The organism is Spirosoma aureum, assembly GCF_011604685.1.
Lineage (GTDB): Bacteria > Bacteroidota > Bacteroidia > Cytophagales > Spirosomataceae > Spirosoma > Spirosoma aureum.
Window position 1 is genome coordinate 2,771,338 of sequence record NZ_CP050063.1, and the last position, 13,834, is coordinate 2,785,171.

A 13,834-nucleotide genomic window follows, 5' to 3' on the forward strand; every position below is an offset into this window, starting at 1 on the left:
AGATGGTTATAGCGTGGTTTTAGGGGGTGAATTCCCACCAGTCAGCATTTCGAAGACCGAAGTAGGCTTTTGTGCCGACCCCAACACCGATACCAACGGTTCCTGTCGGGTTGTTGAGTGTAGATAATAAAGTTGGTGTGGCATTGGTTGTTAAATCCATCACCCATGTGTTATGGCTACAGTCAATAATGTAAGCTTTGGAGCCTACTATAAATGCACAATTCTGCATACGTCCACCGCTATCATTACCACTCGAGCAATCATTGAACGTATTGGGTAATAGCGCAACCTTCTTAAGGTCTTTTGTATCTAGATTGTAGGTCCATATTTGACGGGTATTAAAATAAGAGGCATAGGTAGGACCAAAGCTTGAAGTATAAGCACTGGCTACCAGGCCCCCACCAAAATAGAGTATATTCCCATTCTGGAACGAAAAAGCACTTGAACGAGCAGCTGCATAGATAACATCGTTAGTCAATCCCTTGTCATTGAAAGGAAAGCTAACTTCCCAAGTCCCGTTTCCTGTTGGGTCAAGCGCATACTGCGAATTATAGATATTGGTTAAACTTGGGTCGGTAGATGGTCCTCGGCCGAATAAAGAGTAGACGCGATTGTTATAAACGAAAGGAATACCGCCCGCCTGTTGATTGTAGATACCTTGCCCACCTGTTTTGGTCGCTGGAGGGTTCGATAACTGTCTCCACGAATCACCTGACGGATCGTATTCCCAGGCGTCAGGTGTATAACTCCCTTTGTTGGTCCCAAACAAGATATAGGCTTTATTATTTAGGACGGCTACTGTTGTTTCTGTTCGACCCGAACCCGGAAAGTCTTTCTTCTGTGTCCATAAATTAGTGGCCGGGTCATATTCATAGAGTTGCTTAAAGTAATAATACTCCGATGATGTTCCTGTTGACTGTGAACCCACGTAAACTTTACCATTGATAGTAAACATAGGATTGAACACATAAGCCCGCTGTGTAGGCAAATTTGCTAGCTGACGCCAGTTCCCCCGTTGCCCAAACTTGGTCTGAAAACCAGCAAATTCTTTTGAAAATACAGTCTTACCTGTAGCATCTTTTGCAAAAGCCACGGCATAGTAAGGCGAATTTTCGGTTAGATCTTTTATCTCAAAATCAATTTTGCCGTTAGCTGGGGCAGCTGTAACAAATCGCCGTACGGGTGCGGCAGTACCGGCCATCAATGCGCTTATCTGATTCGGATCAGGTGTTAATACCATGCCATATTCAGTAACCGCAGCGGCCGGGTCTACAGTAAAACTGACCGTGGCGGATATATTGCCTAATTGTAGCGGCTTGGTATTGAGTAATGCCACTGTACTGACAGTTGGTGTCGCTGCTCCCGTCTTAAACTGCTTGACATCGCCGTAGATCGTAGTTCCAGCTCCATTGGTGGCATACGAACGGTAGTAATAGGTCGTGTTGGGTTGCAGATTACTAACAATCAGGGAAACCGACGCCCCCGTAACGCCCGACGCAACGGCTTTGCTGTCAGCAATAGTTGGTGTCTGGCTGGTAGGTGAATACACGACTCCATACTCTTTCAGCGTAATCTGACTGGCATTGCTCACCTGAGCCTGCAAAACAGCCGAACTCGAAGACGGTGTGCCGACCGGGTCCTGTGTTTGAACGACCGGAGCTGGCTCGCCCGTTTTAATCTGCTTGGTATCACCATAGCTCACATCGCCCGTACTGGTGATGGCATAGGCCCGATAATAGTAGGTAGTATTTGGCTGTAGACTAGTAAGCGATACGGGTGTGGTTGCGCCCGTGGTGCCAGTAGCGAGTACTTTGGTGTCGGCTGTAGTGGGCTGTTGATTCGTTGTCGAATAAACGATACCATATTCTTTAAGGGTAACCGTGCCGGTATTCGTTACCTGCACCTGTACCTGAAAGGACGTTGCTCCCGGAGTTCCTACTAGATCAAGGGTTTTAACTTCGGCAATGACCGTCGCTGTCTTGAAGGATAACGTTTCCCCATAGCCAATCAGCCCCTTATTATTGATGGCATACGTACGGTAGTAATAGGTCGTGTTGGGTTGCAGACCGTTCAGCATGACCTGTGCACTACCACTGGTTCCGGTTGCAACTACTTTGGTATCGCTGGTTGTGGGTTGTTGATTGGATGTGGAATAGACAACGCCGAACTCCTGAAGAGTATTGGCACCTAAGGCTTCGATGACGCAATCGACCTGCACAGAAGTAGTAGCCGGACCAGAAGGAGCCGCTCCGGTTTTAACTTGTGGAATTAAATCATACGGATCGAGTTTCCACTTAGAGCAATTGACCAGCAACACGCCGACTGCCAATATAAGTAAGAGCTTTCGTAAAAGAGTAGGCATGGACGAATGATCGTATTAACTTATTGTATATCAATTAATTGGGAACAAATATAGCTAACTGCCTGAACTATGACAATACCACTTTCACGGTATTTTTAGGGTAGAAATACGGGACTTGTTTCCCATTAAATCACCGGCGTATAGTTTAGGCATGGTCAGACTCGGTTTGAGGCTACATTTATTTCCGTTGGAAATAAAAATCACCGGTCAGAGAGGTCGACTCCCAGGGTAGTTGTTTATTGTTCGATTGCTTGAGCACTTCAGCCCTAACTTGCTGGAAAAGCTGAATGATGGTTTGATTCGGTTGCTGTAGCGCTTTTAGTAAAGCTGCCGTGTATAACCCGTTTCGCCCATTGCCATCGGCAGCTGTACGACCCGGCGAAGTTGCATAGGCAATTACAGAACCCATGGGGGCATTCATACTAGCCAGGCCCGTGTTATCTTTATCGTTGCCACGGCTCCAGCTACGATCCAGAGGATTATTCCGGCAGGCATCCAGTACGACGATATTCGTACGCGTACGGGCATCTTCCATTTTGGTCAGAATGCGATTTGCATCAATGCATTCGTACTCAATCTCGTTTTTACTTTCGGGTTGGGCATCAATCGGAACCAGGTAGTTGTTTCCATTATTCTGCACACCATGACCCGCATAATAGAACAATCCGACCTGATAATCGCGGAGCTTTTCGCCGAAATTGTTAATGGCCTGCCTCATTCCTTTATTATCGAGATTGGTAAAATGAAGCACTTCGAATCCTAATTTCTTCAAAGCCACTTCCATATCGTTGGCGTCATTAACGGGGTTGGTCAATTTGTTGGCTCCCAGGTAACTCGCATTGCCGATAACAAGGGCCAGCCGTTTTTCGAGGACCAGTACGGGGGGCTTTTTGTAGGTAACATTCAGATTAGAAGCCACTTCTGCTCCGTCTGCCATGTAGGCTACCAGGCGCAGTTTGTTTTCACCTTCGATGAGCTGAACTGTCTGATTGAAGGCCTGCGGACAATCTTTGTCTCGTTCAACCCTAAGATCGCGCGCTTGTGTCTGCACTTTATCGTTTACCAACAGGCTATAGCGTACAACGGGTTTGGCCGAAGTGACGCAGGCTTTTGCAATAAAAGTCGGTGATGAAACGGTCTGGTCAGCTTCCATATCGCTTTTCCAGTCGATACGCGATGCAACAGTTGGCGCCGGAGCAGTGGGGAACAGAGGCATTGTATTCAATCGCGTAGTCGGGCTCTGAAACGTAGCGACAGGCTTCGGCTCCGATGGGGTAGACTGTGCCAATAACGAACCGGCTATCAACAAACCACAGATGGAAAATAAAAACGGTTTCATGGGAATTGATAAGCGACTTAAAGGTTTTGGAAACGGGTTCAGCGTTGAATGCCAGACAAAAGCGTTAAAACCTACGACTCAAACCGACACTCGTTATGCGATTACCCGACTGAATCAGGAGTGATGTGCGGGCCGGTTTTGGTTTTGCTACAATTGTATAAATCACATTAGCAATGGCTACGGCCGCGGCCGCTCCGGCAACTATGGTAAAGGTGCTTTTATTCTTGTTGACCTTTTCTTTGAGGTCATTAAAGCGTTGCAGATCGGCCGCATCATCAGCAAATGGCTTGCTGTTGTATTCATCCACGTCCTTATTAATGCCAAGTGCCAGTACCGTTGCATAGCCCGTTAGTCCCGCTGTTGCAATCCAGCCGATGAGGGGTAGGGGCGATGGTTTACGAACTACACTACCGGGTTCGGCAACTCGGTCGGTAGTTGGGCGGGGCGCTTCGGTGACAGGCGTTGTTGTTTTGACAGTAGGCGGGGCCGCTGCCACCGTAGCCGGACTGGCTACGGTTACCATCCGTGCTACCCGCAGGAGCACTTTTACATCTTCATTGATGCGGACATTATCACGCACGACGTCCCAGGCGATTAATTTGGTTTTGCCGGGTTTAATCGCTTTCCCAACATCGCCATTCACGCTGATTGGACGGATAATACGTCCTGACGCCGTTTCAAGTTCGATGTAGATCGAGTCGTCAGGTAATACCTGAGGCAGCTCATATTCAATAATCACCTTACGTACGGTGGCATCGGTGCGCAGACGGATGTTACTGGCTGACGTCTGTGCCTGAACCAGTTGGCTGGTCAGAAGTAGCAGAAGCGTAATGAGAAGTTGATAAAAAGGCTTCATGAGGTTGAGACAATTAATTGACGATTCCACTAATAGTAGGATAGTCACCGGCAACGGCACCATTATTCAAAACCAGCGGAGTTGCATAGATTTGATCGCCCGTTGCAAATTCCCATTTTTTAGTCCCATTGGTCGCGTCCAGACAGTACATCTTGCCGTCGTTACTGCCAATGTACACAAAACCATTGGCCACCACCGGGCTCGCATATATTTCGTTATTTGTGGCAAATTCCCACCGCTTGGCGCCATTGGTCGCGTCGAACGCGTATACTTTGTTATCGCCACTACCCACATAGACCAGCCCGTTGTTGTAGGCAGGACTACCTCCTACAAAGCTGCCAGTTTTGGCCGTTGTCCACAAAATCGCCCCTGTTGCGGTGGCTACGGCGTAGAGTTTAAAATCATCGGTGCCAACGTAAATCGTGCTGCCAACGACTAGTGGGCAGGAGTTAACTTTATCGCCCAGTATGGCCGCCCATTTTTGTTTACCCGTTGTGGCATCAATGGCATAGAGTTTTTTGTCACTGCTGCCGATATACACCGTTCCACTCACTACGGTTGGGCTGGATAAAATATACCCGCCGGTTGGGAATGACCATAAAGCCGTGCCATCTGACTTGAGCGCATAGACTTTAGCATCGCTTGAACCAACGTAAATGATTCCCCCGCTAACGGCCGGGCTGGGAATAATTTTATCGCCAGCCGTAAAGCGCCATTTTTCGTTGCCCGTTGCCGCATCGATCGCAAAAAGACGTTTATCGTCGTTGCCGATATACAAAACGCCATTATCAATGACGGGGCTACTTTCAAACTTATCGGCAGCGGCTTGTCGGGACCATTTACGGGCACCTGTTGCGGCATCGATCGCATACAGATACGCATCGAATCCGCCTACATAAACCGTTCCGTTGAGGAAAGCAGCGCTGGTATTTACCGTACCACCATTGGTAATAAATTCCCATTGTTTCGCTCCTGTAAGGGCGTTGAGCGCATACACTTTCTTGTCTTTACTACCAAAGATGACAAGTGAGGAGGGAGGTGTTCCAGTACCAGGCCCAGGGTCGGTAGGTTTGATGGTTTTATCCGCAAGATTCCATTTTGAACAGCCTGTCAGCAACAGACCGACCAAAATTGGCGTATATAGAGTGTGACGCATAATCAGTTTGTGTTTCAATCAAAAACCAACGTCATCAATCAACAGGTGCGACTGAGTTCTGATTAGTAAATGACTCAGCTTTTGCGGCTTACCGAATAGGCCGAAGAAAACAAATCAACATCTATTTTTGGTTAATTAGCCATTGATTTGAGCATTCGGTCGGTTCTCTTGAGTATTCGGTAAGTTTGGGCTTAGCGTTACCGTGTTTATCGGATGACGTTAGATTAGTCGCAGCTTGTGGTTGACAGGGAAACTTGAAAGAACTTAGAAACAAGTGGAGCGTGTAATCGGTATAATTATTGAAAGGTCACAAACGGAATTACAGACCGGGCCAATTTCTGTGCCGAAGAGATAATATCTATTCGGATCATTCAGTAGCTTTGGGGCCGTCTGGTAACATATTCCCTTCATACTCGTTATAAAGGCATACTTTGTTGCTGTAAACAACTAGAAGACTGGCTTCGTGTCTGCCGGAAAACCCAATATCCACGACGAATGTCTGTGTCAAAAACGCTTGTCCGTGTTCTGATTGGTTTGCTTGCCCTCATCTTACTGTTGGCAGGTTTTGTTATGCTTGTGGCCACCACGCCCTGGGGCCAGCAATTCGTAACAAACCAGGTCAATTCATACCTGGCCCAACGGTTACAGTCGCCTTTTCGGATTGGACGGATCACTTACACCATTCCTGACTGGATTGAACTCGAAGATGTTTATTTCAAGACCCCCAAGGGTGATACACTCCTGAATGGTGGCCGGATGCGTGTTGATCTCGATATGTGGGGGTTGCTCAACAATCGGGTAGCCATCAATCAGATTGAGCTGGAACGAACACAGGTGAATATCAGCCGTACGCTACCCGATACGGCATTCAATTTTCAGTATATTCTTAATGTGTTTGATACGGGCTCCTCGGAGCCTGAGCCAGCGGATACGGTCTCGACACCAATGGCAATCAATCTAAAAGGGATTATGCTTCGGGACGTTCGCATCAAATACCGGGATGATGTGGTTGGAGCCGATGTAAATACGTTTGTCGATAGCCTGAAAGCCACGTTCGATGAGACCGATGTGTCAAAGTCGCGGTATCGTTTAGGGAGCGTAACGGTTGATGGCTTAAATGCCTATACGCGCTTATATCAGGGTTTACCAACACCGCCCAGCCCCCCCGGCAAGCCTGGCGATACGCTCAATATTGGGCTGGGTAAATGGCAGATCAATCGGGCCAAATGGGATGTTCGGGTCGAAACATCGGATTTCCGGACGCAGGGTAGCGTTGGGAAATTGACGATGGAATCGAATTACTTTTATCTGGAAGGCGAAAAAATAGGCATTAAATCGCTTGACATGGCGAATGCCGATATTGCGGCCATTTTAACAAAACCAGCCAGCAAATCGGCTTCTGGAGCTAAACCTGATGCAACTGCCAGTGCCTCTTCCAGTGCTCCGGGCTGGCAGGCTAGAGTAACGAATGTTCGGTTTGCCAATAACCGGATTCGTTTCGACGACGAGACGGCACCCCGGCAAAAACGAGGGCTCGATTACGGCCACCTTGATCTGCAAAGTCTGGGTATCGATGGGAAGTTTCTAAGCTATGCCGATCTGGGTAAACGCGGTCAGCGGATCAGTGGTCAACTCCGGAATGGTCGTTTTCGTGCCACGAGCGGATTTGTGCTACAGAGCCTGAACGGCGACGTTTTATATACGGATACGACGACAACCCTGACCCGTCTGTTCATTCAGACGCCAAGCTCTGTCATTCGCGATCAGGTTGTGCTGCGCTATGATTCGCTGGGACAGTTAAGTAATCCGCGTTTTGCGAAACGGGTAGGTGTTCGGGTGAATCTACGCCAGAGCCGTCTGTCGGTAGACGATGTGCTGCAGTTAGCCCCTTTTCTGGCCGACACGCCACCCTTTGCGGGTAATCGTGGGGGCGTGTTCCGGGCCGATGCACAGGCTGTGGGTACACTGGCGGCCCTAAATCTGCCCAGGCTTCAGTTCGATATGCTGTCGGGTACACGAATCGTAGCCAGCGGGCGGCTAACGAACGTGACCGATCCTGAACATCTGGGTGTTAATGTGACCGTCAAGGAAGCGACGACTCAGTTGGCCGATATTACTAAACTCGCACCAAAAGGTTCGATTCCATCGTCGATTGCTTTGCCTCCTGCCATTAAGCTGACCGGGCTCGTTAAAGGCCAGCTGAACGACCTTATTCTGGATGCCAAAATCAATACCAACTGGGGCACGGCCGCCTTTGATGGGCGTCTGGCTGGTTTTGTGACGGGTAAAAATCAGACCTACAAAGGGACGCTTAATCTCAATGATTTTGATGCGGGCAAGTGGCTGAAGCAGGAGGGAACGGTCGGCAAAGTGACCGGACGGGCAACCGTCGACGGTAAAGGGATCGACGTAAATACATTGGCTACCCGCTTCGATCTGGCCGTTCAATCGGCTGATCTGAATGGCTATCGGTATCAGAATTTTGATGCCAGGGGTAACCTGGTCAATGGCAATCTCGACATTACAGGGACGCTTAAAGACCCCAACGCAAACCTGAGCCTGGACACGAAAGTTGGCCTGAAAGGCGATTTCCCAAGTGTCGTCGGTGAAACGGTTATCAATGAGCTGAACTTACAACAGCTAAAACTCTACAAAGATCCGCTTTCGCTCAAAGGGCGCATCGTGATGGATATGGTATCTACCGATCCAGCTAAACCCGTTGGTACGGTTTCGGCAAACGATGCAGTAATTACCCTACAGGGAAAGAGCTACCCGATTGACTCGCTCTATGCCCGATTAACGGCCGATGGTACCGACAAAGGGGTTGTGGCCCGATTGCCGGGTGCGCAAATGCGGCTAAACGGCCAATTTGAGTATGCCCAGCTGTACGATATTATCGTGGGTGAAATCAGCAAGTATATTGCTTTGCCTGCTCTGACCTATAAAACCATTCCACCCCCACATGCCTTCACGATGAATCTGAAGGCCTACCAGAATCCGCTCCTGCAAGCCTTCGTTCCGGCATTGACCCGCCTGGATACGGTTCGTCTGGATGCCTATCTTGACAACCAGAATCGTGACACGACACTCTCGGCCACGATTCGAACGGGTGTACTCGTCTATGACACAACGACCGTACAGGGCAGTCGTTTCGCGCTGCGGGGTGTAGGCAATCAGCTACTGGTAAACGGGCGAATCGATGGTATTCTGTATGACGGGCTGAACATTCGGCAAACGGATCTGGCCGGAACGGCTGCCAATAATCAGTTCCGCTTTTCGGTTGTCAATAAAGATTCAATCGATCAGGATCTGCACGGACTGGCGGGTACACTCAGTATCGTTGATTCCAGTTATCGATTCCGGTTTGCGCCGAACGGGTTGCTTACCAATTACCAGCGCTGGCAAACCGACACCAGTGGATTTGCTCAATATGGGAACGATGGTGTCCTGATCAATAACTTACGTATTGAAACCGGCCAGCAATCGCTTGAAATAAACAGCACGGAGCAATATGCAAATGCGCCGATTCGAGTTACGGCACGGGCTATTGAAATCGCTAATCTGGCCCGGTTAGCCAATCAGGATACAACGCTGGCTAGTGGTCAGCTAAATGGCACAGTGATCGTCCGGGACTATATGGGGCAGGATAGCAATCTGTCATTCCTGGGTTCCATTTACGTCGACAGCCTACAGGTGATGCAAAAGCCTATTGGTAATCTCACCGCCCGGTTTAGCAATAATTCAGACGGTCGAATCAGCGTAAACACAACCCTGTCCGGCCCCTACAACGACGCAACCGTTACGGGCTTTTATAATCCGGCAAACGCCAAGGAAGCGCTCGACCTGGCCATTAACCTGAAACGGCTGGATGCGCGAACGATTGAAGCATTTAGTTTCGGCGAATTACGCCAGGCTCGGGGAAAACTCACGGGTTCATTCAGCGTAGCCGGAGCTACCGATAACCCGGCACTAAGCGGCAGTGTAGCTTTTGATTCGGTGGCGTTCAATATCAAACAACTCAATGCTACGTATCGCATCGATCAGGAAAAGTTAGCCTTCTCAGGTCAAACGATCACGTTGACGGATTTCAACGTGCGCGATACACTTGGACGAACCCTAACAACCGATGGAACCGTAGTCCTTAAAAACCTGCCGAATGCTGCTTACAATCTGCGGGTTCGGGCCAACAATTTTCAGGTCCTGAACGCGGCCCGGAAAGATAATGATTACGCGTATGGCCAGGCTGCGGTCAGTGCCGATCTGCGCATTAAAGGAACGGGTTCGAGCCCGTCCATAAACGGTACTGTTCGTCTGGAAGATGGTAGTAAAATTTCTATGGTTTTGCCCGACGAATCGATGGATGTTAGTGAATCGAGTAAGATAGTCACCTTCATCAACCATAACGATTCATTAGCGATTGCCAAATACCTCTATAAGCCCAAGCGTGATACGGTAGCGACACCCCGTTTGGAGTTTGATCAGCTCAGCAACGCTACGATTTCTCTTGACCTCGAAGCCGACGAAAAATCGGAGCTTACCATCGTAGTCGATGAACTAAATGGCGACTACCTGCGGGCACGGGGAAATGCCCGGCTTAATGTGGGCATCAACGCGGCTGGACAACTGACGGTGCTGGGACGCTACGATGTGACGGAGGGTGAATACTCGATGACTTACGAAGTGCTTAAGCGCCAGTTCAAGATTCAGAAAGGGGGCTATATTCAGTTTACCGGCGATCCGCTCAAAGCCGATATTAACATTACCGCAATCTATCAGGTATCTACCTCCCCCGCCGATTTGATTGGCAATGAATCGACAACACTCCCCACGACAGCGACTAACCGTAAGCTACCATTCAACGTTGCCCTAACCATGAGTAATAATCTGGCGGCACCAAAACTGGATTTTGATATTCGGTTACCAGAGGTTGAAGACGCCAATAGTGCAGCCGCATCGAGCGCCTTTGGGACAACGATCGAAAATAAATTGAAAACGTTGCGTCAGGATCAATCGATGATGAACAAACAGGTCTTTGCCTTGTTGATTTTAAATCGGTTCCTGCCCGAAAATACCGCCGATTTCTTCTCCGGGTCGAACAACGGAGGGCTGGATATGCAGGCGGAGGGCATTGCCCGGAATAGTGTTAGCAAGCTTATCTCGGATCAGTTGGGCCGACTGGCTTCGGGCATTCTGAAAGGGTTTGACGTTGACTTTAACCTGCTCTCGCAAACGGGAAGCGCCAACACTGGCGGAACAACAAACGGAGCACGAACCGATCTTAATGTCGGTCTGTCGCGTAGTTTTCTGGAAGGGCGACTTACCGTTTCGGTTGGCCGGAATTTTGTGCTTGAAAATGCCGCCAACAGCGCTACCCGTAACCCGAATGAAGTATTCGACAACGTGTCGCTGAACTATAACCTTACCCGCGATGGCCGGTATGTATTGCGTGGCTATCGGCGCAACGACTATCAGGCAGTGCTGGACGGCTACATCATTGAAACGGGTGTTGGGTTTGTCATTACCGTCGATTACAATACCCTGGCCGATATCCTGCGCCGGTCGCCTGGCCCGTCGCTGAATTAATTTATTATGGTGTATTTGTTCAAAATCATAGTTGGGTTTATTGCGAATCGTATCCTTGCAGCAACAGGCACCGCCCGGCAGCTCAACGGGTTTTCGATCCGTAGTGCCAATAGGAAAAGGCTGGCGTGGCATCGGGTACAGAGAGGGCATTCATCCCTTTTTTCGGTTGGTATCCCGATCGCCATGATGTGCCTGCTTAATGCCTGTAATATTGGGAAGCATTTGCCGGCCAAAGAACGCCTTTATGCCGGAACAGATATTAACATAAAGTCAGATTCAATCCTTTCTAAGGATAATAAAAAGGCAATTGAGGAACAACTGGCCGGATTGGCTCGCCCAAAACCAAACAAGCAACTATTCGGATTCCCGTATAAAGTTGGGCTCTATTATCTGTTTGGCGAACCCAAAAAGCCGAAGGGATTCCGGTCCTGGTTCCGACGGAAATTTGGTGAAGAACCCGTTCTGGCCAGCGCCAAAGCGATTTCATCCAACATACCCGTCTGGGAGGCTACCTTACAAAATGACGGATACTTTGGCTCGGAGGTGACCGGTGAACTAAAGGAAAGTGGCTACAAGGCTCGGGGTGTTTATGAGGTCGATGTGAAGCCGCGTTATTCTATTGATTCGGTTGCTTTTCTGGTCGATTCGACGCCGGTCCGAAAAGCGCTGTGGGCATCGGCTCGCCGGACAGTTATTAAGAAAGGCAGCCCCTATAGCTTCGATAACATAAAACTGGAGCGGGAGCGTATTAGTCAGGCGCTTAAGCAACGGGGATTTTATTATTTCCTGCCCGACTACGTGGCTGTTATCGCTGACAACGACTCAAGTATTCACCGCACCAAACTCTATTTTGCCATCAAGCCCGAGATGCCTGCCGCAGCGGGGGTTCCGTATTCGATCCGGGATGTATTCATTTACCCGAATTATAACCTTTCTACGGCCCGGCAGGATACCAACAAACGCAGTGCTTACCAGTCTGAAGAGCAATTTCATATCGTTGACTCCACCCGACGCTTTGATCCAAAGCTTTTCCGGGATATTATGGCCGTTCAGCCGGGTAGGCGTTACAACAGCCGTGCGCAGGATTTAACGCTTTCGCGATTTATCAATGTCGGTGCGTTTAAGTTTGTTCGTAACCGATTCGATCCTGATCAGCAGGGCGATTCAGCCGTTCTGGATGTTCATTATTACCTGACGCCCTATCCGACCAAATCGGTACGTCTGGAAATTGATGGTACTTCTCGTTCCAACAATTTTAATGGGTCGCAGGCGGTTCTTAGCTGGCGAAATCGCAACTATTTCAAACGGGCCGAATTACTGACGATCAATGCCAACGCAGGTATTGAATTTCAGGTGGGTGGCGGTTCGCAAAGCGTAACGAACTATCGTTTAGGGGCCGATGCGCTCTTGAGCTTTCCTCGTTTGGTGAGCCCATTCCGGTTTCGCTATGACCAACGACAGGCGTTACCTAAAACAAACGTTACACTTGGCTATCAGCTTATCAAGCGAGGTGGGCTCTATGATTTGAATTCGTTTCAGACAACATTTGGGTATGCGTGGCGGCAAAACCAACAGATTGAGCATATTTTTCAGCCCTTTAATATTACCTACGTCCGCCCCTCGAACATCAGTACTGCCTTTATTGATTCAGCCGCAAACAACCCGCTTATATTTCGGCAGTATTATGCCATACAAAATTCAAAGCAGCTTATTCTGAGTACGCTGTATACGTTCAATTATAATTCTTCGCCACGTTCAGCGTCGCCAACAACCTTCCGATTATCGGCTAACATAGAGCCCGCAGGTAATCTGGCTAATCTATTGTTTAATAAGCGGGACGACAATGGCGATCAAATTATCTTTGGTGTTCCGTTTGCTCAGTTCGTACGTGTTGATGTCGACGCCCGTTTATACCGGAAATTATCGAAAAATATAACCTGGGCTAATCGGGTATTCGGTGGACTAGGGGCTACCTATGGTAACTCCAAGGGTATGCAGCTACCACTGACCAAGCAATATTTTGTTGGCGGTCCAAATAGTATACGCGCCTTCAGGGCACGTGCTATAGGGCCGGGTCTATTTACGCGCGATACACTTCGGGAACTACAGTTATTTCAGGATGGTGGTGGCGACATCAAAGTGGAAGCCAATACCGAAATCCGGGCTAAGTTCAACAAGTTTCTTGAAGGCGCTATTTTTGTGGATGCTGGCAACGTCTGGACGTTCTCAAATAACGATATACTAGGTGCCGCAGCGCAGGCCAAGTTCACACCTGAATTCTACCAGCAAATCGCCATTGGTACCGGAATTGGCCTGCGCCTGGATCTGTCGTATTTCCTGGTTCGCTTCGATCTGGCAACACCACTCCGAAAACCGTATAAAACCGATGGAAGTGAATGGGTCATTAATCAGATCAATTTCCGGGATTCGGAATGGCGAAAGCAGAATATTGTCTTTAACATAGCCGTGGGGTATCCGTTCTAAATGCTCAGCCCCGTGCCACGGTTTTTTACCTTGGCACGGGGCTGAAAAAAGTCC

At 48.9% G+C, this 13,834-nt stretch carries 6 protein-coding genes; 2 read left to right on the forward strand and 4 right to left on the reverse strand.

All coding sequences use genetic code 11. The features are described 5' to 3' along the window. Positions 1–19 precede the first annotated feature (19 nt). The 4 genes from G8759_RS10955 to G8759_RS10970 all read right to left on the reverse strand — a co-directional run bounded on the left by G8759_RS10955 (position 20) and on the right by G8759_RS10970 (position 5,713). Positions 20–2,362, reverse strand: coding sequence for a hypothetical protein (locus tag G8759_RS10955; RefSeq protein WP_167207865.1), 2,343 nt, complete (start codon positions 2,360–2,362; stop codon positions 20–22). A 178-nt stretch (positions 2,363–2,540) separates the two neighbouring features. Next, positions 2,541–3,701 (reverse strand): caspase family protein, encoded by a 1,161-nt coding sequence (locus G8759_RS10960; protein ID WP_167207867.1) that lies wholly within the window; start codon positions 3,699–3,701, stop codon positions 2,541–2,543. A 64-nt stretch (positions 3,702–3,765) separates the two neighbouring features. Beyond that, entirely contained in the window at positions 3,766–4,557 is a 792-nt protein-coding gene (locus G8759_RS10965) for a hypothetical protein (RefSeq protein ID WP_167207870.1), read from the reverse strand. 13 nt (positions 4,558–4,570) lie between these two features. After that, positions 4,571–5,713: an outer membrane protein assembly factor BamB family protein gene (locus tag G8759_RS10970; protein WP_167207872.1), complete on the reverse strand. Its 1,143-nt coding sequence runs from the start codon at positions 5,711–5,713 to the stop codon at positions 4,571–4,573. A gap of 495 nt (positions 5,714–6,208) precedes the next feature. Between G8759_RS10970 and G8759_RS10975 the strand changes: the two genes are divergently transcribed. Next, complete coding sequence (locus tag G8759_RS10975) at positions 6,209–11,296, forward strand: translocation/assembly module TamB domain-containing protein (RefSeq protein WP_232074208.1); 5,088 nt, start codon at positions 6,209–6,211, stop codon at positions 11,294–11,296. 6 nt (positions 11,297–11,302) lie between these two features. After that, positions 11,303–13,780 (forward strand): translocation and assembly module lipoprotein TamL, encoded by a 2,478-nt coding sequence (tamL, locus tag G8759_RS10980; RefSeq protein ID WP_317166776.1) that lies wholly within the window; start codon positions 11,303–11,305, stop codon positions 13,778–13,780. The last annotated feature ends 54 nt before the right edge of the window (positions 13,781–13,834 follow it).

Excerpts from the sequence above, each read along its gene's own strand:
- G8759_RS10955 (WP_167207865.1), bottom strand. The coding sequence starts at position 2,362 with ATGCCTACTCTTTTACGAAAGCTCTTACTTATATTGGCAGTCGGCGTG.
- G8759_RS10960 (WP_167207867.1), bottom strand. The coding sequence starts at position 3,701 with ATGAAACCGTTTTTATTTTCCATCTGTGGTTTGTTGATAGCCGGTTCG.
- G8759_RS10965 (WP_167207870.1), bottom strand. The coding sequence starts at position 4,557 with ATGAAGCCTTTTTATCAACTTCTCATTACGCTTCTGCTACTTCTGACC.
- G8759_RS10970 (WP_167207872.1), bottom strand. The coding sequence starts at position 5,713 with ATGCGTCACACTCTATATACGCCAATTTTGGTCGGTCTGTTGCTGACA.
- G8759_RS10975 (WP_232074208.1), top strand. The coding sequence starts at position 6,209 with ATGTCTGTGTCAAAAACGCTTGTCCGTGTTCTGATTGGTTTGCTTGCC.
- tamL (WP_317166776.1), top strand. The coding sequence starts at position 11,303 with ATGGTGTATTTGTTCAAAATCATAGTTGGGTTTATTGCGAATCGTATC.